The sequence below is a fragment of the Polaribacter sp. Z022 genome (assembly GCF_023555495.1).
In the GTDB taxonomy this organism is placed as follows: domain Bacteria; phylum Bacteroidota; class Bacteroidia; order Flavobacteriales; family Flavobacteriaceae; genus Polaribacter.
Genome location: NZ_JALCZO010000001.1, coordinates 590,944 through 616,115, shown reverse-complemented (window position 1 = coordinate 616,115; position 25,172 = coordinate 590,944). Strand labels below are relative to the sequence as shown.

Sequence of the window (25,172 nt, the reverse complement as noted above, 5' to 3'; positions counted from 1 at the left end):
GTTATCAGTAATTAACTATGAATAACAACGTAATTCAAAAAGTTTTACATCTTTAGCTCCATACGTTTCCGTCATTTTCACTCTTATTGCTGTAGTTTTTATAGTATTAAACTTCATTTTTATCAAACGTGTTCTATTGTCGGTAATTTCACCTAGTTTTTTCCATTGTCCGTTAATTCTTGCTTCAAAACTTAATGCTTTTAGCATTTCTTTTGGCACGTGATTTCCATACAAATCATTATTTCTACTGTCTTTACGCATCATAATGTTACGTTTAACGTTGGTATCACATTTAATTTCAATAGTTGATAAATTTACTGGAGATTCCCATTCAGCTTGAATTTCTGCAGAAAGTCCATCAGATTTCCAGTGATTTATTTCTCCATAAATATCTCTTGAAATTCCGTTGATTAAATTCATTGCATCACCAGAAGACGTAGAAGACCCAAAAATTGTACTTGTTTTTTTAGCCAAATCTTTAGGATCATTTGCAACTTGTTTGGGTATAAAAGCATCATCTCTCATTAACTGTTGTTGCAACTCTTTAATATGTTTTTTATAAACATCTCTAGGAAAAATATTGTATTTATTACACAAAGTTGCTGCTGTACCAACTGCTTGTCCTTGCAATGCACAAGTTGCCATTATTCTACTAGATGAAAGCGCAATATGAGTTTGACTTACGTTTCTACCTGCAAACATTAAATTAGACACATTTTTAGAGTATAAACTTCTAAAAGGAAATTGATACACTTCTTTAAAATGATAATGAAAAAAACTTGGACGCTCTTTGATGTCTAAAATTCCTCCAGGATTATGTTCATCTAAAGACCAACCACCAAAAGCAACTGCATCATCAAAATGTTTGTGTTCTGTTAAGTCTCTTTCTGAAAGAAAATAATCTCCAATAAATCTTCTAGACTCTCTTCTTGCAGGCAAAGAACCTACCCAATCTAAAGCTAGGTTTTCTGCCTCTGGAAATTTACCTGAATTTTTTATATAATCCCAAACTCCATGTAAATAAGCCATTAATGTATGTCTGTTTTTTTCAGCATCTGCAATAATATCATCATCAGAACCAATCTCTATCCACCAAATACCATCTTGAAAACCTGCAAATTTTCTTCTTTTATGTCCTCCTTCATGTGTGTATTTAATTGCATATGATGGTGGACTGTATTTCATTGGTTTACCCATATCTTTAGAAGACATTAATAAAGTAGCTCCCATTTGCCAACCATCTGCTACATCTGGAGCATATTTTTCATTAAATTCTGCTTTTCCTTCTCTACCTGTTCTATACTCTGCTCCAGAAGTTGCTGCTAATAAACCATCTCCAGAACAATCAATAAAAATTGGCGCATTTATTGTAAACATTGTTTCTGTTGTAGCTTGCCAACACATTGCAGATTTAATTTTATTACCATCCATAACTGCTTCTACAGCTTGTGTATTTAACATTAATGTGATGTTTGGTTCTCTCACAACAAAATCATACAAAACATGATCAAAAACAGGAAAAGATTCTTGCTCATTTTCAAAACGATTGTGCAATAAAATCTCTTCAATAATACCTGTTTCTCTTTCTGCTTTTCCTTTTATGTTATTTACTCCATTTAAATGAACTCGCATTTCACTAGATGCATTTCCACCCAAAACTGGTCTATCTTGAATTAAAACTGTTTTAGAACCATTTCTTGCGGCAGCTACAGCTGCACAAATTCCTGCTGCTCCACCACCAATTACTGCAACATCAAAACCCGATGTTTTCTTTCTTGAATTTGTTCCGGTTTTTCCAGTTCCTAAATGATACCATTTATCATTTTCTCTATCATAAACCATGTCATTAGTAGTTGCACAAGAAGTTGCTATCATTGGAATTGCTCCAACTGCTACTGCTGCAGTTGCTCCTTTTCTAAAAAAATCTCTTCTCTTCATTTTAAATATTTTATATTGATGGATTAGGAATATTTCCTTGCCAACCTTTATTAAATTGTGTCATTAATTTACCAACTAAATCAGGATTTTCCTTGGCAATATTTTTTGTTTCTAATGGATCTATTTTGTGATCATACAACTCTATAAAAACTGGTTTTGCATCTTTGTTAGTTCTATCTTTCCAGACAATAAACCTGTATTGTTTGGTACGCATTGCATAACCCATTAAGTCATTTTCAAACAAATCTCTGTTCCATTTATCACCTTGTTGTTTTTTTATTTTAGCTTCTACTTCTTTTAATAGAGGTCCAAAATAAGTTTCTCTCATTGCTGGTCTAATTGGAAAAGCACCCCATTCTCTTAATGCTGGGGAAGGAAATTGACTAAAAGCGGCTGATTTCCATTTTTCATTAGGATTTGAAAGCAAGTTTGTAAAACTTGTTCCTTCTACATGTTTTGGAGTTTGTAAACCTGCTAAATCTGCCAAAGTTGGATACATATCTACCAATTCTACCAAAGCATCTGTAGTTTTTCCTTGACTCCCTTTTGGCATATCTGGAGTCCAAATTAATAGTGGAACTCTTGTAGCAATTTCGTAATTTGTGGCTTTACCCCAAATACCCATATCACCTAAATGCCAACCATGATCTGACCAAACAATGATAATCGTATTTTCTTTTAACCCTTCTTTTTCAAGAGCTGTAATCATTTTACCAATTTGCGCATCTACATAACTTACACATGCTAAATATGCGTGTTTTAAAGTAATGGCTAACTCTTTATCAATTTCTCCCTTTTTAGGAATATTACTTCTAACTCGCAATTCAAAAGAAGGATGCAAGCCCATTGTTGCACCATTTTTTGGACTTTCAGTTTGGGTTGATAATTTTATTTTTTCTCTATCATACAAATCCCAATATTTTTTTGGAGCCACCCAATTTAAATGTGGTTTGTTAAAACCTAATCCTAAGAAAAAAGGTTTGTCACTTTTTGCATTCATTTCTTTCATGGTAGCAATAGCTAATTCTGTATGATAACCATCTCTATAAGTATTATCTGGAACATCTGCAGATTCGTATGCTTGCCCCATTGCCAAACCATATTTTGCTACTTTACCATATTTTTTAATCATAGATTTTTTAGTAGCAGCACGTTCTTTTAAATTTTTTTCTAAAGCAAAACCCACAGGTTTTTTAACATGTTTCATGCTATCTAAAGCAGGTAACCTACTCCAAGATTTTTCATCATCTAAATCTCCATGATGAAAAATTTTACCTGTATACACAGTTTCATAACCGTTATTTTTAAAATGCTGAGGCAATGTAACTACATCTGGATTTACTTCTCTAAATTTGATGTAATTGTGAAAAACGCCACTGGTTTCTGGGCGAATTCCCGTAAGTAAACTTGCTCTTGAAGGCCCACAAATTGCTTGTTGACAATATGCATTTTCAAACAATAAACCTTGACTTGCTAATTTGTCTAAATTAGGACTTACTGCAATATCAGAACCATAACACCCTAATTCTGGTCGTAAATCATCAATACCAATGAACAAAATGTTTGGTTTTTTTTGTACTTCTTTTACTTCTTTTTGACAGCTAATCATCAATAATAATAAAAGAGAATAAGAGATTTGTTTTATAAATTTCATTTTTATTCTGTGATTTCTATTAGTAATACACCACTTGGTTTTAGATTAAATTCAGCATTCAATTTTTCTCCTGTTAGCATATTTGTAATGTTTGGCTTTTTATTATCTGAAAAACTCAAATTTAATTTTGCATCATTTTTACCAATGTTTAAAATATTTACCCAATAACCCCCTTTTGGATTTTTTACAACTCGCCAAGTACAACCTTTATGTTCTGTTCCATTAGATTCTTTTAACTTAATTTTTGGTAAATCACCTGCAACAATGGCTAAAGATTCTTTTTTAATTTCTTTAATATCAGTAGTATTTAACTGAATAACTTTTCCTTTTGTGCTTTTTAAACGCTGCTTTCTTGTTTTACCATATTCGTTTTTAGACAAACTTTTTGGACTGTCTACAAGTACAGTTCCTCCTTGATTGATATAACTTTGTAAAGCATTAAACTCATTATCTGTAACATATTCTGTTTGATATACTACAATAGCATCCCAATTAGAATTGTCTTGTTTTTTAATGATTTTTTCTGTGGCAAACGCCATTGGTAATCCTTCAAAATAAAAAGACTCATACAAATCGAAAAAATCTGTCATATGATGTTTTTTATTGATGGCACTGGTTTCAGAATAAAAGAAACGTAAGGGTTTGCGTTGATTTCTTAAAGCGATTATTTCTTCAGAAAAACTATTCATATCCATAAAAACCTGCGCAATTTCGTTCACCATTTGCGGTTGCATATTTGCAGAACCTGCATAAGCACCTCCTAAACCTGGATCCCAAAAATCTAAATCTCCTTCTAATCTGTTTTCTGGAGAACCATCTGGATCACGTGCCCAAAACCAAGATGTACTTGCATCCATTCCATGAAGTGTTGCCAACCAAAACACACTTCTTACATAGTCTGTAGGTGTGTTTAAGTCCTTCCATTTGGTTAGTGATAAAAAATGTGTTTCAGAATTAAAATGGATTTTGTCAGGTGCAACTGACTCCATAAAATCATAAGAAAATGGAATTTCTTCCCAAGAATAGGCATATTTCTCTTCCCAAGGTTCTGGTTTTTTTGCTCCAAAAGAACGACTTGCTTGCGCTTTTGCATCATCTCCAATAATAGAAGTAAGTTCAGTTAGTGCTTCAAAATCTAATCCGTGAGAACGATAATCTGTAGCAAAATAACGAGGCTGCATTTTAACACTTGTTGGCGCATTTGGATAGGAAACTCGGAGTTCATTTTGAATATATGTAAACCAATCTAAACTTCTTGCCATAGCAAATCTGCACCAATCATACCACATTGGTTTACCTCTAAATTTCTTATCAATTGGAATTGCTATTTCTACTGAATTGAAGTCTTTAAAAGAGCTTTCCCAATTTTTATTTAACTCTTTAATATTGTTGTTATATTGTTTTGACAACCAAGTTCTAAATTTGTTTAAAGTATGAATAGAGATGCTATTCATTTCACCAAACTTTTGCGTCCAATAGCCTTTTTCTGCAAACCAATGAGGTTCATTTGCTAGAACAAAACCTAATTGCGTTACTTTTTTTCCTTTGGTTAATTCACCTGCTTTATTAGCTATTTTTCCCCAATGTTTTCTCACATTAGGATTATCAATATCCATCCCCATAAAAAGCGAACGACCAACTTGCACAGTAGAATCTTTTTCTTTTAACCAATCTGGAAGTCCAGAATTCCATAAGTACAAAAAACCAACGTTTGTATCTGGAATATTAGTTAATAGTTTTAATCTTTCTTGATCAAAAGTTCCATCTTGATTCAATAACCAAGGATTTATAGCTCTATCTTGATGCACATCGTATAAGTTTTCACCTCCATGATGCATATTTCCTAAATGATCATTGTAGACATCTTTATTGGTTAAAGGAATACCCACTGTTTTTGAAAAATAATCGTGTAAAAACACTGGTTTTCCTTTATTAATTAAAGCTTTGTCTGTTACTTCTATATTGCCCCAATCTACTTTTTGTGCTGGTCTTCTAACGATAGAACCATCTATTACTTTTTGTAATTGTGCGATTCCTTTATCAAGAATTTCAATGACTTTTTTTCTTTCGTGATTTGGTAATTCATTTGCATATTTTGCAGGATCTTTCTTGTAAAAACGGTCGTAACCAAAAGCTTTTTCAACTTGATCTTTATTATTTTCATCCCAATTGGCAAATTTTATAAACTCATTAGAAAACCAAAGTAAGGTTTCTTCTCTGGTTACATCTAAGTTTTTTGCTTTAGCTGTTGCCATTAAAGATTCTAGTTTTTCTATTTTATTGAGTGCTTCAACTTCATACTGATTTCTTTCTTTTCCACAAGAAAGGATTATAAGAAAAAACAGGCTTAGAAAAGTTAATTGTTTGTAATTCATGGTTTGAAAAATTATTTTTTAATCTAGAATAACTGGCAACCATACACTCATTTCTGATTCTCCTCTGTTTGACCAAGCAAAATAAGGTACAAGTTGAACTTCTGTGTTTTTAAGTTTTACATCAGTAAGTTCTGTATACATTCCTTTCTTCTTGTTTTCACGCAGTTTAAAATTTCCAGAAATAGCAGTTACACCACCTAATAAATCTTTTTTATACGTTGCTTTTAATTTCGATTTTAAAGGTAAATACACATCTAAAATGCTCGTATTTTTTGGTAAATCTGGTGATTCTACACAATACACAACAGGTCCTCTTTTAACTGCAGCTTGATTTCTAACCTCTTCTATTAAAGGATTTCCCTCTAACAATTTAATATCCATAGGAAGATTTAAGGTAATTACATCTCCTTTTTTCCACTGACGATTTAGGGTAGCAAATGTTCCTGTTTTGGCTGTAGTTTTTTGTGTTTTTCCGTTTACAGCTAAACTGTATTTGGTTGCCCAATCAGGAATTCTTAATAATACATCAAAAGCATCACTTTTACATTCTTCAAACGTAATTTTTATGTTTCCATCCCAAGGATAATTGGTTTCTTGTTTTAGTTTGATGTTAGAATCATCTAAAAGCTTTGTATCTAATTGATTACCTCCATATAAATTTACTGCTATTCCGTTTTGAGACAAACTATATGCCCAAGCAGAAGATTTAGCAATGGTTCTTACCAAATTTGGAGGACAACAAAAACATGGAATGTAACCTACTCTATTGGGATAATCTGTAACACCCATTTTATGGCCTTTAGTTCTTCTTAAAGGATTTGTATAAAAGTATTTATTCCCTTCTAAATTAATTCCTGAAAGTGCACTATTATATAAAACCAATTCCATAACATCTGCGTGTTTAGACTCTCCCTTAACACTCAACATTCTATAGTTAAACATTGCATTACAAAGGTTGGCACAAGTTTCATTATAAGCGTGTGCATTGTGCATTTCATAATCTATAGTAAAAGCTTCGTGTACAAAATCTCTATTAGATGAGCCACCATCATGTTTTTGTCCACAAGCACCAGTAACAAACATTTTCTTATCAACAATATTTCCCCAAATTCTGTCTAAAGCATCAATTAAAGCTTTTTCTCCAGTTTCTGCATACACATCAGCAGCACCTGCATAGTAATATAATGCCAATACTGCATGTCCAACAGCTTCATCTTCTTTTCTTAAAGGAGTTCTTTCTTGAGTCATATCTCCAATATGAAAATTTCTCACTGTTGTGTGTGGTTTTGGTTTAGATTTCCCTCTCATATTGATAAAAATCTCTGCTAATTCTAAATATCTTTTGTCTTTAGTAGTTCTATACAACTCTACTAAACCCATAATTTGCACTTGATTAAAACCAAAACGAGCCAATTCTTTTGGCTGAGGCTGAAAAGTATCGTATAAATTATTGGCGTGTTTTATAGCAATATCTAAAAAGTTAGTATGGCCAGTAACTCTATAATAAATACAGGCAGCTATATATAAATGCCCACTATTATACATTTCATGATAGCGTCTTTCAGAAAAAGGTTTTCTATTTTTATTGGTTGTAATTTGAGTTTGTAGATACCCATTTTCTTGTTGTGCTTTACCTATAATTTCAATTAAATCATCAAGTTCTTTTAAGATTTTATTATCCTTATTAAGTGCATAAATGTAAGTTGATGCTTCAATCCATTTATAAAAGTCTCCATCATGCCAATGCATTCCTTTGTGTTTACCTTCTATTAATCCAGCCGCAATTTTAAAATTATTTAAAGCATGACCTTCATCTCCTTTTAACACTTCTCCCATATATGGTACCATAACATCTTGAGCAACTTTTAATTTATCTGCCCAAAAGCCATCTGTCCATTTACAATCTCCAATATTTAGACTTTTCAGTTTTACATGAGGACTATTTGTGTAATTAACAACTCCTTTACTAGGATCTAAGTTTACAACAACTTTTTGCGAATTGTTATATGCTAAATTGTTCTCCTCTTTAGGTGTTGTATTTTTTTTACAAGAAAGTATTAGTAAAAAACTACAAAGGAAGATTGATAATTTTTTCATTGTTTAAATTTTAATATTTGTGCTTAATCTCTATAAATATAGAACACTTTTCTTTTTAAAAGACACTTTATAGCATTACATAAACTTAACATTATGAAAATTTGTTGTTTTATAGTATTAATATTGTTAAATTTATAAATCTTAATATTTAACTATTAATAATTTGGTTTTCAACACTATAAATAAATTAATTAAAAATTTATTACCATTAATTATACTTAACATTTTTGTTTTTGAAAGTTTACATAGTCAACAATTAAAAACACATTATGATGAAAAATTAATTCCTTATAACTTACCAAAAGATTCTATACTTTCTTTTTTAAAGAAAACAAAAAATGAAGCTCTTTTAAGAAAAGATACTACTCTGTTAATTAAAACTTTAATAACGCAGAGTCGTTTTAATAGAGCTAACTTAAAATATTATGAAGCTTTTAGTGCTGCTGGTGAAGCTCTTTTTATTGCTGAAGAATATAATAACACGTTACTGATTGCAAAATCAAATGAAGAATTAGGTGCGCTCACTTATCTATACAAACAAGATGAAGAATCTGGTAGTTACTTTTTTAAAGCCCATCAACTTTATAAAGATTTATATAATAAAAAGAAGATTTCTATTTCTGACTTATTTAAATCTCACTATAATTTAGTGTTACACTATCAAAGAGTTTCTGATAAAATTAATCTAGAGAAGTCTATAGATACTTGCGAAATATTAGCTAAAAAGTTTAAGCCTAAACCAATTTATGAAATCTTTTTAAAAGAAAAAAAGGCAAGTTTTGATGACTGGAACAACCAACCAAATACAGCTTTAAAGCTACTTAAAGACGCCACTATTCAATTAGAAAATATTCAACCTGATAGTGGCTTAGTAGAAATAGATCAAAAATTCTTATTGATTTTATATGGAAGGATTGCAAGTATTTATAAAAACCTAGGAAATCTAGAACAAGCTAAATATTATTTTGAGAAATTTTCTAAAATTGACGGAGTCATAGGAGAAACTACTTTTTATAGATCTTTTTTATACTCACGTTATGCAGAAGTGTTAAAAGAAGAAGGTTCTTATGCCAAAGCCTATGAATTTGAGCAAAAATCGAACACTATTGGAAACGCTTATTTAAATCCGAGAAACGAGAAAAATAAAGGTTTTTTAACCATTAAAAATAGATATAAAGAAGAGCTCATTAGAAAAAAAGAGCAGCTGACTCTTAAAAATCTTGAGTTGGCAAAAAAGACGGAAGACATTTTACGTTTTAGAATTGTTTTGTTTATTATCATCTTTTTTATTGTGATAATTGCTTTAATCTTTAGACAGCGAATTAAAAACTTACGTTTTAAACAAAAACAAAAAGATTCTAAAGAGTTATTAGATTTAAAAAACAAAGAATTAACAACAAATACTTTACAGTTAATAGAAAAAGAACAACTGATAAAAAAACTAAGAAATTATATTGAGGAAACATCATCTGATAGTAAATCTAAAGTTTTATTAAAGTCTATTGAACGAAATTCCGTGAGTTTATGGGATTCTTTTAACAGACGTTTTAATCAGTTAAACAAAGGTTTTTACGAACGTTTACAAATAAAAGTGCCAGATTTAAGCAGAGGAGATAGAAAACTCTGTGCTTTGATTAAATTGAATTTTTCAGGAAAAGAAATGGCGTATTTATTAGGAATTTCTTTAGGAAGTGTACACGTAGCAAGACATAGACTTAGAAAAAAAATGAACTTAGACAGAAATCAAAATCTGACTAAGTTCATCAATTCTATTTAAAAAGGAAGTAAGTCCTTTTTTTAAATAAGGTTTATTTATTTTTTTGAGGCAGGTTGTACTAGCTTATCAATTACAAATGTTTCTGAAAATTGAGGCATTCTTCCATCGCTCCATAATTCTTCATCTTTTGCAGAATAAAACCATAAGGGATATATAAAATTTTCTGTCCATTTTTCAGTTTCTAAAACCATCTCTTTAAGTTTTTCAGGATATCTTCCGCTTAAATTTTTCTTTTCACCAATATCTTTGTTAATATTGGTTATTCTCCAAGGTTCATTACCCATTCTTGTAATTTTCCAATCACCTTTTCTTGCGCCTACATCTGCAAAACCATGTCTATAGCGTAAACAATAAATCATTTCATCTTTATAAGGTTCTGTATTATTTACAACATGATTTAGTATGTTTTTACCACTTAATTTCTTTCCTTTTGGAACTTGAGTATTTGCTAAGGCTACAAAAGTTGGGTAAAGATCGAGTGCAGAAACCGGATAATTAAATGTAATTCCTTTTGCTATTTTATTAGGCCAGTGAAAAAACATTGGCGATCTATAACCACCTTCCCAAGCATCTCCTTTTCTTCCTTTTAACGGAAAATTATTAGCGCCCTTATCTGTGTTTCCACCATTATCACTTAAAAAAACAATTAAAGTATTTTCATATTGATTGGTTTCTTTTAAAGCTTTAACAATATTACCCATTCCTCTATCAACAGCATAAACCATAGCTGCATAAGTTCTTCTATCTTTATCTTTAATATGAGAAAATAGCTTTAAATCTTCTTCTTTAGCTTCTAAAGGTACATGAGGTGCATTATAAGCTAAATACATAAAAAAAGGAGCCTTTTTTGAAGCCGCTTTTTTAATATCGTTAATTGCTTCTCTAGACAAAGCATCAGTTATATATTCTGTTTCTCTAACTTCTTTATTATTGTGTTCTAAAGGCAGAATATAATCTCTAATTTCTTTAACTCCAGCTTTCTTTTGTGCTTCATATTGCTTTCTATATTTTTCAGGAAAATAATTATGACCTCCTCCTAAAAATCCATAAAAATTATCAAATCCTCTTTTATTTGGATGATATTTTGGAGCTGCACCAACATGCCATTTTCCAATAGCACTTGTATAATATCCTGCATCTTGTAATGCTTTAGACATAAAGGTTTCTTTTAATGGAACCCCCATATTATCAGCATCATTTTGACTAGAATTACTATGCAGATTAAATGGTGCGCCTATTTCTTGAGAATACCTACCTGTTAATAAAGCTGCTCTACTTGGGCCACAAAATGGATGTGCAACATAAGCAGATGTAAATTTGGCACCATTAGTTGCTAATTTATCTAATTCTGGTGTGTTAATATCTACAGAACCATTAAAACCGACATCTGCATACCCTAAATCATCACATAGAACTAAAAGAATATTAGGACTATTTGTTTGTGCTTTACAACTTGTTAGGCTAAAAAAAGTGATGCAAATTAAAGTTTTACATACTTTTGAAATGTTTATATTCATAACTTTATATTTTGATTTTTAACTTTTTTCGATTCTTTTGAGAAGCTAGAATTTTAAAGAACTGCTTTTGGTTCTTTCCTTCTCCAATTTCAATATCATAAATTCCTTCTTCTAATACTTTAGGTTGATATTTTTTCCCTTTAATTCTAACAGATGAAATCACTTCTTTTGAACTACTTTTTCTAACAGTTACTACTTGATTTTCTTTAGAAACCTCAAGTTTTGGTAAAAAGAATGCTTTTTTAGGATTAAAATTATCAAACTGAGAAATTGTAATTGGCCACCCTTTGTATTGTTTGCTCTTTGGGTTTGTTATATCAATATTTCTTCCCCAGCAATCAAAAGTGATCGTTCTGTTTGGTTTGTTATACGTAATCACTCCAAAACCAGCAACTCTAGTAGATAATTTTCCTCCTTGTTTTATTTCTTCTGATGAAGGGTTTGCAACAGCTTTAACGGTTATTTTATTTTGAAAACCATCTAAGAAATCACCCGTATAATAAGGTGCTTTTTTATCTCTATTTGCTCCAGGTTTTTTTGGATCCCACCAACGCATCCAATAATTTGCAATTGCAGGAGTTACAAATGAATAACCAGCATCTCCCCAATCATCTACACCGTGTTTTACAAAAGTTGCCAAATGTTGATCCCCGCCTATCATAGGTGAAAAACTTTTTCTAATAACAGACAAAGCTTTATTTCTACCTGTTTGAGGCCATCCATTAGTATCAAAATCTGCAATAATTTCTCTATCGTGTTTACCTGTATAATTATTTACCATAGCAAAAACGGTTTGAGATAAAACTGTTTTCATTTCTGCATTTTCCCAATCTGTAGTCCAATCTTCTAAAAATTTTAGTTGTCTGTCTCCAAGTAGTTTCGCTTCTGGATTGTCAAACTTTTTAGTATCAACAGTTGGGTCAAAAATTGCATCGATTGCTTTTCCTTTGTGCTTAAAAACTCTACCTGGACCTGATTTAAATTTCCTATCTTCTAAGATTGCAAAACTGATTCCTCCCCAATTTAAATCAGTATAATACACGCCAATTCCTTGTGCTATTGGAGTTGCATCATAAGGATCTGGCAAGTGACTTGTTTGGGCTCTTTCTACTTCTTTTACATATTCTACAGGCATATAATATCCACCATTAACACCTCTTCTATCTTTACTTTTTATACCACCATTTCCCCAAATGTTTCCTTGACCAACATCATGATCATCAACAATACAAATGGTAGGAGTGTTTCTAATAATCTCTCCAAAATCTCTACCAAATTTTAACCAATACAAATAATGCTGACTATGGTCATAAACCTGGTCTCCAGAAAAGAATAATAAATCTGGTTGTAATTTTTTAAGATTTTCTACAATATCTGTTTTAGGGATATCTCCTCCGTGTTTTGGGTAAATAGAATTACATGTTAAGGCCGCTAAAATAAAATTATCTTTATAAATTGGATTTTTACGAATAATTCCATCATAAAAAGCTTTGTTGTTATGCACTACCCTATATTTAGCTTCTTTGGTGTCATCCCAATTTTCTAACCTGAAATGAGCAGTATAACCTGGATATTGAATTGCTGTTTTAGCTTTTTCTACCCATTTTCCATTTTTTTGAATCTCTAAAGTTGCTTCAAAAGGTTCAAAGTTTTTTATAGGATGAAATTGTGCTGTTAATTTTACAGTGTTTTCATGAACTGTATATAATGCAAAAGCAATTCTATCTTTTGGTGTTATATTTTTTGGCAAATCTAAATGTTGAGCTTGCAAAAATGAAATTGTAAAAAAGCATAGGATTAGAGTTGTTTTAATTCTCATAATGTAATGACTGTATTAAACTAGTTATACTAAATTTTAAACTGCAAAAAAAAAATGAACTTATGGAGTTAATTTACTCTATAAGTTCATTTTACATGTATTTTATTTAATTATCATTTTACTTCTAAAAGCAATATTCCATTAGATTTTAATTCAAAATCACTACCAATATTTTGACCATTCATCATATTGGTAATTGTTGCTTTTTTACCATTTTTAAGCGTAAAATTTAATTTTGCGCTGTTTTTACCAATGTTTAATACATTAACAATAAATCCTCCTTTTGGATTTTTAGCAACTCTCCAAACACATCCTTTATGGTGTGTTCCATTATCTTCTTGTAATGTTACAGCTGGTAAACTTTCTTTAACATTTTCTAGTGCAATTTTTTGAATATCTGCTACTGAAGCTTCACCACCAACTATAATTATATTCCCTTTTCCTTTAGATAAAAATTTTCTTCTTTTTTGACCATATTCATTTAAAGACAAACTGTTTTTATTATCTACAATTATGGTTCCTCCTTGGTTTAAATAACTTTGTAAAGCATTAAACTCTCCATCTGTTACATAAGGTGTTTTGTAAACCACAACTACATCCCAATTGCTATTATCTTGTTTTTTGATGATGTTTTCAGTTGCATATCCTACAGGAAATCCTTCAAAATACAATGATTCATACAAAGGAAACATTTGTTTCATATGATGCTTTTTAACAATAGCAGAAGTTTCTGAATAAAATAAACGAATTGGTCTTCTTTGATCACGAACTGCATATACTTCTTCTGAAAAAGAATTTAAATCCATCATAATTTGAGCATATTCATTAGCAACATGAGGTTGCATGTTTGCAGAACCCGCATAAGATCCTGCCAAGGCTTGGTCAAAAAAGCTCAACTCACCTTCTAACCTATCTTCTGGGGAACCATCTGGATCTCTTGCCCAAAACCATGCTAATTGTGCATCCATACCATGTAAAGTTGCCAACCAAGTAGTACTTCTTACAAAATCTATTGAAGTATCCAATTTTCTCCAATGTGAACCTGACAAAAAGTGAGATTCTGAGTTAAAATTAATTTTATTAGGCGATACTGATTCCATAAAGTCATAAGCAACACTCATTTCTTCCCAGAAATACGAATAACGTTCTTCCCATTCTTCAGGACCTTTACTCCTTGTGCTACGTTCTCTCATTTTTGCATCACTACCAATCATTGATGTTAAATCTGTTAAAGCTTCAACATCTATACCATGAGAACGTGAATCTTCAGTAAGGTGATTTGGTATTAATTTAATATTTGTAGCTGCACTTGGATCAGCTTTATGAAGTTCTCCTTGTAAAAAAGTAAACCAATCTATACTTCTATCCATATTGTATCTGCACCAATCATACCAAATTGGTGTTCCACGCAATGCTCTATCCATAGGAATTTGAATTTCTACAGAAGCAAAGTCTTTGAATGAAGTATTCCAATTTTTATTTAAATTTTTGATGTTTCCATTATACTTAACATCTAGCCATTTTTTTAGTTTATCTATTGTATAAGTAGATAATTTAGCCATTTCATTATAACGATCTGTCCAATGTTTTGTTACAGAAAACCAGTGAGGTTCATTTGATAAAATATAACCCATTTGCGTTACTTTTTTCCCTTTAAGTAACGAAGCTGATTTTTGAATAACATCACTCCAAACTTTTCTTGCTAGAGGGTTATCAATATCAAAACCTGTAAATAATGAACGTCCGTCTGCTAATTGAGGTTCTTTTTTATGTACCCAATCTGGCATTCCCATATTCCAAAGAATCATAAAACCAACATTGGTATCTGGAATATCTGTAACCAGTTTTAATTTTTCTTGATCAAAAGTACCATCTTCTTTAAGTAGGTAAGGGTTTATAGCTCTATCTTGATTTACTTCATACAAAGTACTTCCTCCATGATGAATTGCACCTAAATGATCGTTATAAATACTCTTGTTTGTTAACGGTTGTCCTACAGTTTTAGAAAAATAATCGTAAAGAAATACTGGTTTTCCATTGCTAAGAAACTGGTTTTTTACCACCTCAATATTTTCCCAATCTACTTTATTAACAGGTCTTCTTTTTATGTTACCTGCAATTAATTGTTCTAAATCGTTTATAGATTTATCTAAGATTTCGATGACTTTGTTTCTTTCAAAATCTGGAAGTTCTTCAGCTAACTTTTTTTTGTCTTTTTTATAAATCCAATAATAACTAAATAACCTTTCAATATCTTCTTTATGCGCTTCATCCCAATTTGCAAATTTTATAAACTCATTTGCAAACCAAAGTGTGGTTTCTTCTCTAGTTACGTCAATGGATTTAGATTTTGCTGTTTCCATTAAACTCTCTAATTTGCTTATTTTAGTTAAAGCAACCTCTTCTAAAGGATTAACTTTTTTGCATGAGTCAAATACAAAAACAGCAATAAATACTAACAGATATTTCAATACTTTTAAATTCTTCATTTTTTTATTCTTATTTTACTTCCACTAAAATTACACCATTAGATTTCAGCTCAAAATCATTTCCTAAATTCTGACCATTCATCATATTAGTAACAGTTGCTTTTTCACCATTTTTAAGAGTTAGGTTTAATTTAGCATTGTTTTTTCCAACATTTAAAATGTTTACAACGTAACCTCCTTTAGGGTTTTTTGCTACCCTCCAAACACAACCTTTATGATGTGTTCCATTATCTTCTTTTAAAGCAATTGCAGGTAAATGTTCTTTAATATTTTCTAAAGCTATTTTTTGAATGTCTTCAACAGATGCTTTTCCTCCAATAATAATTAAGTTACCTTTTCCTTTAGATAAAGATGCTCTTCTTTTTTGACCATATTCATTTAAAGACAAACTGTTTTTATTATCTACAATTACAGTTCCTCCTTGGTTTAAATAACTTTGTAAAGCGTTAAACTCTCCTTCAGTTACATAAGGTGTTTTGTAAACTACAATAGCATCCCAAGATGAATTGTCTTGTTTTTTGATGATGTTTTCAGTTGCATAACCTACAGGAAATCCTTCAAAATATAAAGATTCATACATATGAAATTGTTGTTTCATATGGAATTTCTTATTAATTGCTGAAGCTTCTGAGTGGAATAATCTTATAGGTCTTCTTTGTTTTCTTAACGCAAAAATTTCTTCAGAATATGAATTTAAATCCATCATAACCTGCGTATATTCATTAGCAACTTGTGGCTGTTGATTTACAGAACCAGCTATAGAACCCGCTAATGCAGGATCGAAAAAATTTAATTCTCCTTCTAATCTATCTTCTGGAGAACCATCTGGATCTCTAGCCCAAAACCATGCTAATTGTGCATCCATACCATGTAAAGTTGCCAACCAAGTTGTGCTTCTTACATAATCTGCAGAGGTATCTAATTTACGCCACCAAGAAGCAGATAAAAAGTGTGATTCTGAATTAAAATGAATCTTTTCTGGAGAAACAGATTCCATAAAATCATAAGCAACACTCATTTCTTCCCAGAAATAAGAATATCTTTCTTCCCATTCTTCTGGTTTTTTACTTCTAATATCACGCTCTCTCATTTTTGCATCATTACCAATCATAGATGTTAAATCCGTTAACGCTTCTGTATCTATACCATGAGAACGTGCATTTTCTGTAAACATATTTGGCATAATTTTGATACTTGTATCTGCATCTGGATTGGTTTTATGCAATTCTCCTTGTAAATATGTAAACCAATCTATACTTCTGTCCATGTTATATCTACACCAGTCATACCAAATTGGTGTTCCTCTTTTTGCTCTATCAATTGGCACTTCAATTTCTACCGAAGCAAAATCTTTAAAAGAGGTATTCCAGTTTTTATTTAGGCTATTAATGTTTCCATTATATTTAACTTCTAACCATTTTTTTAATTTGTTAATGGTATGAGAAGAAAGCTGTGTCATTTCATGAAAACGAGCTGTCCAATGATTTTTTTCTGAATACCAGTGAGGTTCGTTTGATAGAATATACCCCATTTGTGTTACTTTTTTACCTTTTGTAAGCGCTCCAGCTTTTTGAATAACATCACTCCAAACTTTTCTGGCTAAAGGATTATCAATATCAAAACCTGTAAACAAAGAACGTCCTTTTGCAATGTCTGGATCTTGTTTGTGTACCCAATCTGGCATACCCATATTCCAAAGAATTAAAAAACCAACATTAGTATCTGGAATCTCAGTAATAAGGTCTATTTTTTCATTAAAAGTACCATCTTCATTTAAAATATATGGATTGATTGCTCTATCCATATTTGTATCATACAGTCTTTGACCTCCATGATAAATATTACCCAAATGATCGTTATAAACGCTCTTGTTTGTAAGTTGTTTACCTACAGTTTTAGAAAAATAATCGTATAAGAAAACAGGTTTACCATGACTTAAAAACATGTCTTTTGCAACTTCGATGTTTTCCCAATCTACTTTAGAAACAGGTCTTCTTGTTCTTTTACCAGCAATTAATTGTTCTAAATCGTTGATAGATTTATCTAAAATCTCAATGACTTTTCCTCTTTCAAAATCTGGTAATTCTTCTGCGGTTTTCTTTTTATCTGCCGATAATGGAGCATAATAACCAAATAATTTTTCTACATCTTCTTTGTGAGCTTCATCATAATCTGCAAATTTTAAAAACTCTTTAGCAAACCAAAGTGTGGTTTCTTCTCTAGTTACATCAATAGAATTAGACTGAGCTTTATCCATTAAACTTTCTAGTTTGTCTATTTTATTTAATGCTTCAGCTGTAAGCGGATTTTCTTCACCACAAGACATAAAAAACACAATTGTAAAAACAAAAAGTAGGCTTTTTACAAGATTAAACTTCTTTTTTTGAATCATTTTATAAGATTTTTAGTTAATTGTTTTTTTAATACTACTTACCTATTGTTATTGTTTTTGCAGTACTTTTTACTGATTTTTCAATTACTTCTCCATTAGAATACGTAACTTTTACTTTAATTGTTTTACTGCAATTACCTAAACCAAAGTGCACAAAAGTATTGTGATTTAAGGAGTATTGTGATGCAGAAGTTCCTACTCTTTGAATTTGTGTAGTACCACAATATTTAATAGTTACTAAAGCTCCCAAAGGATTTATATTTCCTTTTTTAGAGTTTTTAACTTCTACAGTTAAAGACTTGTTATTGTTTGTTAATCCATTTTTAAACAAATGCCATTTTGCTCTTTCATCACCAATAACAACATCTACTTTTCCGTCTTTATTGTAATCGATACTTTCTACAGCCATACCAATTCCGCCTAAATCTTTAGTAATAATATTATGACCTTCTTGTGCTTTAAATGAAGATTTACCATTATTTAAATACAGAATAGATTCATTTTCATACACTAACTTTCCTCTTCTAACTACTAATAAATCTTTGTATCCATTATTATCGTAATCTGCTACTGTTACTGCCATATTATGACCTTCTGAAAACACATTAGCTTTTTTAGTAACATCAATAAATTTAGAACCTTTATTTTCTAATAGGATATCATTTTTAGCTTTTGGATGTGCAGACTCTTTATAATTTTTTACGTTATGAATAACTCCTGTAACTGGAGCCCAAAGAAAACCAGAAATTCTCCATTTTTGATTTCCAACATAACCAATATACCATCCTTTTTTAGCTTTATAATCTGGATTATCTGGAAAGCCTAAAGCATCACTCATATTTAAACTGATGTCTTTTCCAGAATGCGTTTCACCATCAAAAGTATAGTCATAAGAAGCTTCACCAATAAAATAGGTATCGTTATTTGGCCATTGAGATTGGAAGTTTTCTAACTCTAAGATTTCTCCAGAAACAAAATCATCCAATTCTAAAACGCCTCTTTTTGAGAAAAAACCTAAATCTTTAGTTTCTTTATTATAGAATGTTTCTCCTTTTTTAAATTCTTGACCTCTTGTAAAAAACAAGTCCATATCACCATCATTATCATAATCTATTTCTGCAATTCCTGTTACTTCATCAATATCATAAGGAAAAACTTTTTTGGTAATATCTGTAAAAGTTAAATCTCCATTTCCTTTGTAAACAATTACGTTTCCATAACCATAAACAATCATATCAATAATATTGTCATTATTAATATCTGTGTTTAAAACTTTTTGACCATTAACTCTACTTGCAGGAATTGTTCCATGTAAAATTAACTCTCCTGCTCCATTATTTTCATAAATGTAGTTTTCACTTGCTCCTTTTTTTGCTCCATCAGGAAATGCAAAATTTAATAAATCTAAATCTCCATCATTATCTAAGTCTACAAATTTTACAGTTCTACCACGCATTAATGCTAATGGGTCTTTAAAATCTGCCATTGGAATAAATTTACGCCCTTTAACTTTATAGATTTTAGAATTTCTAGCATTACTACCAGAACCTCCACCTCTAGACATTATTACTTCTAAATGACCATCATTATCAAAATCTCCCACAGAAAGTCCGTGTAAATCACCCATAATAATATCAAAAGGTTTTGCAAATTTTCCTTTGTTATTCCACTGAACTTGAATTCCAAATCCGTGATCATTTATTAATAAATCTGGATAACCATCTTTATCTAAATCTGCCACAACAGGAGCATCCCATTTTCTTAGATTTTTTTCTTGTCTTGGAAATTCTTTAAAAACTTCTTTAAAAATTGTTTGTGAATTGATTGAAGGCGCTATGCAAAAAATAAAACAAATAGTAAATATGAAATTAATCTTATGATTTTTCATTAAAATAATTTTATGAGGTTTAATAATAAATGTTATCAAATTGTATTAAATACAATAAAAGAACTATACAAAGAAAAATAAATTTAAAATTTGTTTGTGTGTAAATATTAACTGTTATTTACCTTATCTTACCTTAGATAGATAGTATTTTGGGAAATTAGTTAAAACCCTAATGCAAGTAAAATTAAAACACCTACCAAACCCGATAATCCCATTATTAAAGATTGAACTGTAAAAGTTTTATACAATACTTTAGGTGGTGCTTCATGCAATCTATTTAACAACCAAAAAAAGCTAGAATTTACATGAAAAACACAAAAAGATCCACAACCAATTAATGCAGCAACTATTTCTGGAGACATTGGAAATGTATTAATTATAGGCCCCAACATAGAAGCAGTACCAACTAAAGAAACAGTTATAGAACCTGTTGCTGTTGTTAACATTGCTGCTACTAAAAATGGTAGTAACATACCTAAAAAAGGAAAATCACTAAAAATTTGAACAATTTCATTTTGAACTCCAGTTTCTTTAATTACAAAACCTAAAGCGCCTCCTGCTCCAGTAATCATAATAACTAATGCAGATTTTACAATTGCTTGTTCTACTAATTTATTAATTGTTCTTTTTTTATTTTTTTTTGGTATCTGAAAAACTGCTATAAAAGCGCCTATAAATACAGCAACTAAAGGAATAGAAATAAAATTGATAATATCGGCAGTATAACCTGTTAAACTTTCAAACTCAAAAGAACCTATAGATATTAATACAATAGGTACAATTATTGGTAAAACATCTAAAATCCAATTCCCTTTTTGAATATTATTTTTTGTTTCAGTAGATTTTTCTTGGTACGTTTTAGTAAGTTTTTTATCATATTCTAACCACGCTTTTTTTAAGAAAAGTACAACCCACAAAATACCGCCAACCATTGCAAATGAAGCAACTATAAGATTAATCATTAAAAGCCTACCCATTTCTACACCTAGTAATGATGCCACTGCTAAAGGCCCTGGAGTTGGTGGTATTAATGTGTGTGCAACTGTTAAACCTGCAGCTAACGAAAGACCTAAATATAGGACTGGTTTTTTACTTTTATATGACAAAGATTCTACAACTGGTTGTAATAAAATGTAAGCAACGTCTACAAAAACAGGTATAGAAACTATATAACCTGTAAAACCCATAGCCCAAGGTAATTTCTTTTGACCCACCCACTTTACAATACGATCTGAAATACGAAAAGCACCTCCAGTTTCTCTTAATACTTCACCAATAAATGCTCCAATAATAATTATTACTGCAATCCATTTTAAAGTTTTACTAAATCCTTCTAAAACAACTGAAATTGTATTTTCTCCACCTAAACCTAGAGTTACACCTAAAGCAATTGCTGTTATAATTAACGCTATAAATGGATGAATTTTCCATTTAGAGATACATAAAATTAGAACCAACAGAAAAACAAGTAGTAGAAATAAATTAACAACCATAACTAAATTTTAATTTTTCATAATTTAACACTTTTACTGGTTTTGTTATTATAAACCTATAATTTTATGAGTTTTTATTAAGTTTTATTGTGCTACCTTTTTTAAATAAAAAAGTCCAATTACTATTTCTAATAATTGAACTTTTTAAAATAACATACATTTTTAGTTACCAAACAACTGGTAAAAACACCGTCATTTCTGCTTGACCTCTATTGCTCCATGCAAAATATGGTACTAATTGTGTTTTATAAGTACTAAATACTGGTTTTGTAACTGTTTGGTACATATCATCAGTTTTACCTTCTCTTAATAAAAGTTCTGTTTCAATAACAGTAACACCTCCTAAGAAATCTGGTTTATGTACAGCTTTAAAAGGTGCATCACCTTTAATATATACATCTAATATTGATGTGTTTTCTGGTAAATCTGGAGTTTCAATTGTATAAACAATTGGCCCTCTTTTTACTGCAATTTGGTTTCTAACTTCTTCTATTCTATTATGACCTTCTACAAGAGTAACCTCCATTGGCATATCTAAAACAATAACATCTCCTGCTTTCCAGTTTCTGTTTATTGTTGCAAAGTTTCCAGGATTAACAGCAACATCAACTTCTTCTCCATTAACTTTAATTGTACTTCCTACAGCCCATTTTGGAATTCTAAGTTTTATATCGAAAGCTGAATCTTTACATTCATCTACTGTAATTTTTACTAAACCTTTCCAAGGATAATCTGAATCTTGAGATAATTTTAAAGGAGAACCATCTAACATAGTAGTGTCTAAATTGTTACCTCCAAATAATACAACAGCAACACCATTTTCTGATAAATTATATGCCCATCCAGAAGTTTTACAAATTGTTCTTACTAAGTTTGGAGGACAACAGAAACATTCTAAATACGGTTGTCTTACAGGGCTTTCTGTAACATCTGCATGAGAATCATAATCTCTAGAATTGTTTACCATTCTTAATGGATTAGAATAGAAATAATCTTTTCCTTCTATACTAATTCCTGACAAACCACTATTGTATAAAACTAACTCTATAATGTCTGCATATCTAGATTCTTCTTTTATACCCATCATTCTACTACTAAACATAGCATTACAAAGGTTTGCACAAGTTTCATTGTATGCTGTCATATTTGGCATCATATAAGCATCAATAAAACCTTCTTCAATCATATCTAAACTTGTAGAAGCACCATAATGAGCTTGACCAACAGCACCTGTTACATACATTTTTTTGTCTGTAACATTTTCCCATAAGATATCTAAAGTATCTATTAAGGCTTTTTCTCCTGTTTCTGCATAAACATCTGCAGCCCCTGCATAATAATATAATGCTAATACTGCATGACCAACTGCTTCTTTAGATTCTCTAAAAGGTGTTCTTTCTTGCACCATATCTCCAATAGGATAACCTTCTGTAGTAGAATGGTGTTCTATTTTAAAAGTACCTCTTCTATTTATAAACTTTTCAGCAAGTTTTAAGTATTTTTTATCTCCAACTGTTCTATACAATTCAACCAATCCCATAATTTGAGTTTGATTAAATCCAAAACGCTGATAGTGTGTTGTATCTGGCATAAAATAAACATACAATAAGTCTGCTTGTTTTATTGCAATGTCTAAAAAGTTACGTTGACCAGTTAGTTTAAAGTGAACTGAGGCTGCAATAAATAAATGCCCATAATTATACATTTCATGGTACTTTCTGTTCGAAAAGCGTTCTGCACCTTCTGTAATTTGTACATGAGTATGAATATAACCATCTTCTTCTTGAGCTTGCCCAATTATATCTATATATTCATCTAATTCTTTTAGTAAAGATTCATCTTTAGTTTGGGCATAAATGTACATTTTGGCTTCCATAAACTTAAAGAAATCACCATCATGCCAGTAAAATCCTTTGTGTTCACCTTCTTTTAAACCTGCAGCAATTTTAAAGTTATTAAGTCCATGACCAATATCTCCACATAAAACATCTCCCATATAAGGAAGCATTTTTTCTTCTGCATTTTTTACTTTTTCTGACCAAAAACCAGAATTCCATTTACAGTCACCAAAATTGATGCTTTTTAACTTTACAAACGGACTTTCTGAAGTGTTTGTAATTGCTTTATTATGAATGTTTGTATTAGTACTCATAAAATATTCTATTTTTTTAAAAGTAAGTTTTCTTACTGTTGTATTTATTTAATTCTTCTTGATAACGATATCGTCTATAAACAATTTTACCGCTTTTGTTTCTGGTAAATCTTCTTTTCTTATTTCTATAATCATACCATCATTAACTGCTGATGCTTCTTTTCTTGAAACTTTTGTTTTAATAGTTACCCATTCTTTTCTAGGTAATTTTTTTAATCCAGATAATACTAATTCTGTTTTAGGGTTCATTAAAGTAACATGTATAGAATCTGTAGTTCTTCCTTGGTCTAACCAAAGTTTCATTGATAAATTATATTCTCCTGCAGGAAGATTTAAAGAACCTTCTGGTGTTTTTGCTTGTACTTTATCTACTTCTAAGTGCTCATTTTTGCCATATCCAAAAAACTGTAAAGCTTCTACACCACTATTATAATGACCTTCAGTAATTTTTAAATATTTTTCAGATCCTTCACTAAACAACCAAAACTTTTGATAATCGTTAGCTACTGCATCTTCTGGTACCATTTTTAAAGGTCTAGGGTTTTCTTCAAATAAAATTGGTCCTTCAAAACCATAAAAAGCTCTATCTTTTACCAATAAATTATCAGAAGGTTTTTGCCATACTCTTACATATTCTGCCTCAAAAGTTGCTGGCAATTCTTCCTTATGAGGAACTCCTATCCATTTAAATATTTCTGAGTCTACCCAAATTTCCATTGGGTTGTTTAATACCCAATCTATACCTAACTCATCTTGCGTAAATCCGTGTACAAATTTACCATCTCTAAAAATTTTTAAATAATCTTCTCCCCATTCTACACCATAAACATGAAATTCTTCTGAAGTAACATATGGTAATATTTCATCATACCCAAATGCTTTAGTTGGTCTTGTAGATGGTGGACTCCAATCGTGCACTGCTGTTCTGTTTGTATATTTATCTATAGAACCTTCTTTAGCAATTTTTGGAACCCCCATTTGCTCATACATGTCTAATTCTTGCTCAAAACCTATTGCCCAAAAAGCTGCTGTCATTGCTGCATGTGGAGACTTAGATTTGATTTCCATATATCCATTTAAAAATCGTTTTTTACTAACAATTGCTGCAGTAGTAACAGGTAAAGGTTTCCCTTCATGAACACCATAAGTGTCTTTATTTGCACCATCTGCATATGCTTCTTTTGCAAACGCAAAATCTGGCTCCCATTGGGTTTTTAAAATTAATTTACCATCTTTTACAACAACATTATGTGGTGCATATTGAGAAGGAGCTCTACCTTTCCAGATATAATAATCTCCATCTTGACCTTCTACAAACCATTTTTCTTTGTCTATTTCTGTTCCTTCAAATTCATCAGAAACCTCTTCATTTAATACCCAACCTTCTTTATTTTCTAAGTCTGATGCTGGATAAAATTTAGAAACAGGTATTTCAATTTTACTTTCTTCTTTATTTTGTGATGTAGAATTTGTACAACTATATCCTAAGAAGAAAATTATTACAATTAATATTTTATAAATTATTTTCAATGTGTTGGTTTTTAATTGTTGTTGTGTTCGTTTATTTTTAGGTAAATTAAA

The 25,172-nt window shown here is 30.6% G+C and carries 13 protein-coding genes; 1 reads left to right on the top strand and 12 read right to left on the bottom strand.

All coding sequences use genetic code 11. From position 1 onward, the window contains the following. Positions 1-15 precede the first annotated feature (15 nt). From MPF13_RS02695 to MPF13_RS02680, 4 genes are read right to left on the bottom strand one after another with little or no spacing between them, the layout of a single operon-like run. A complete protein-coding gene (locus MPF13_RS02695) occupies positions 16-1,938 on the bottom strand; it encodes an FAD-dependent oxidoreductase (protein WP_249980772.1) in 1,923 nt (640 codons plus the stop codon). Between the two features lie 10 nt (positions 1,939-1,948). Continuing rightward, positions 1,949-3,592, bottom strand: coding sequence for a sulfatase (locus MPF13_RS02690; RefSeq protein ID WP_249980771.1), 1,644 nt, complete (start codon positions 3,590-3,592; stop codon positions 1,949-1,951). Between the two features lie 2 nt (positions 3,593-3,594). Then, positions 3,595-5,967, bottom strand: coding sequence for a type 1 glutamine amidotransferase family protein (locus MPF13_RS02685; RefSeq protein ID WP_249980770.1), 2,373 nt, complete (start codon positions 5,965-5,967; stop codon positions 3,595-3,597). 18 nt (positions 5,968-5,985) lie between these two features. Next, positions 5,986-8,064: a glycoside hydrolase family 127 protein gene (locus MPF13_RS02680; RefSeq protein WP_249980769.1), complete on the bottom strand. Its 2,079-nt coding sequence runs from the start codon at positions 8,062-8,064 to the stop codon at positions 5,986-5,988. A gap of 163 nt (positions 8,065-8,227) precedes the next feature. Here MPF13_RS02680 and MPF13_RS02675 point away from each other — a divergent pair, with 163 nt between their 5' ends. Further along, positions 8,228-9,841: a helix-turn-helix transcriptional regulator gene (locus MPF13_RS02675; RefSeq protein ID WP_249980768.1), complete on the top strand. Its 1,614-nt coding sequence runs from the start codon at positions 8,228-8,230 to the stop codon at positions 9,839-9,841. 35 nt (positions 9,842-9,876) lie between these two features. Here MPF13_RS02675 and MPF13_RS02670 read toward each other — a convergent pair whose 3' ends face one another. The 8 genes from MPF13_RS02670 to MPF13_RS02635 all read right to left on the bottom strand — a co-directional run bounded on the left by MPF13_RS02670 (position 9,877) and on the right by MPF13_RS02635 (position 25,121). Next, positions 9,877-11,358, bottom strand: coding sequence for a sulfatase-like hydrolase/transferase (locus MPF13_RS02670; protein ID WP_249980767.1), 1,482 nt, complete (start codon positions 11,356-11,358; stop codon positions 9,877-9,879). A gap of 4 nt (positions 11,359-11,362) precedes the next feature. Further along, positions 11,363-13,177, bottom strand: a complete 1,815-nt coding sequence (locus tag MPF13_RS02665; protein ID WP_249980766.1) for a metallophosphoesterase family protein — start codon at positions 13,175-13,177, stop codon at positions 11,363-11,365. Positions 13,178-13,290: 113 nt separating this feature from the next. Then, positions 13,291-15,666 (bottom strand): alpha-amylase family protein, encoded by a 2,376-nt coding sequence (locus MPF13_RS02660; protein ID WP_249980765.1) that lies wholly within the window; start codon positions 15,664-15,666, stop codon positions 13,291-13,293. A 10-nt stretch (positions 15,667-15,676) separates the two neighbouring features. Then, on the bottom strand, positions 15,677-18,058 hold the full coding sequence (locus MPF13_RS02655) for an alpha-amylase family protein (protein ID WP_249980764.1): 2,382 nt from the start codon (positions 18,056-18,058) through the stop codon (positions 15,677-15,679). Positions 18,059-18,092: 34 nt separating this feature from the next. Then, a complete protein-coding gene (locus tag MPF13_RS02650; RefSeq protein ID WP_249980763.1) occupies positions 18,093-19,946 on the bottom strand; it encodes a CRTAC1 family protein in 1,854 nt (617 codons plus the stop codon). 161 nt (positions 19,947-20,107) lie between these two features. Continuing rightward, positions 20,108-21,439, bottom strand: a complete 1,332-nt coding sequence (locus MPF13_RS02645) for a GntP family permease (protein ID WP_249980762.1) — start codon at positions 21,437-21,439, stop codon at positions 20,108-20,110. Between the two features lie 166 nt (positions 21,440-21,605). Continuing rightward, complete coding sequence (locus MPF13_RS02640; RefSeq protein ID WP_249980761.1) at positions 21,606-23,591, bottom strand: glycoside hydrolase family 127 protein; 1,986 nt, start codon at positions 23,589-23,591, stop codon at positions 21,606-21,608. 48 nt (positions 23,592-23,639) lie between these two features. Beyond that, positions 23,640-25,121: a family 16 glycosylhydrolase gene (locus MPF13_RS02635; RefSeq protein WP_249980760.1), complete on the bottom strand. Its 1,482-nt coding sequence runs from the start codon at positions 25,119-25,121 to the stop codon at positions 23,640-23,642. Positions 25,122-25,172 lie beyond the last annotated feature (51 nt).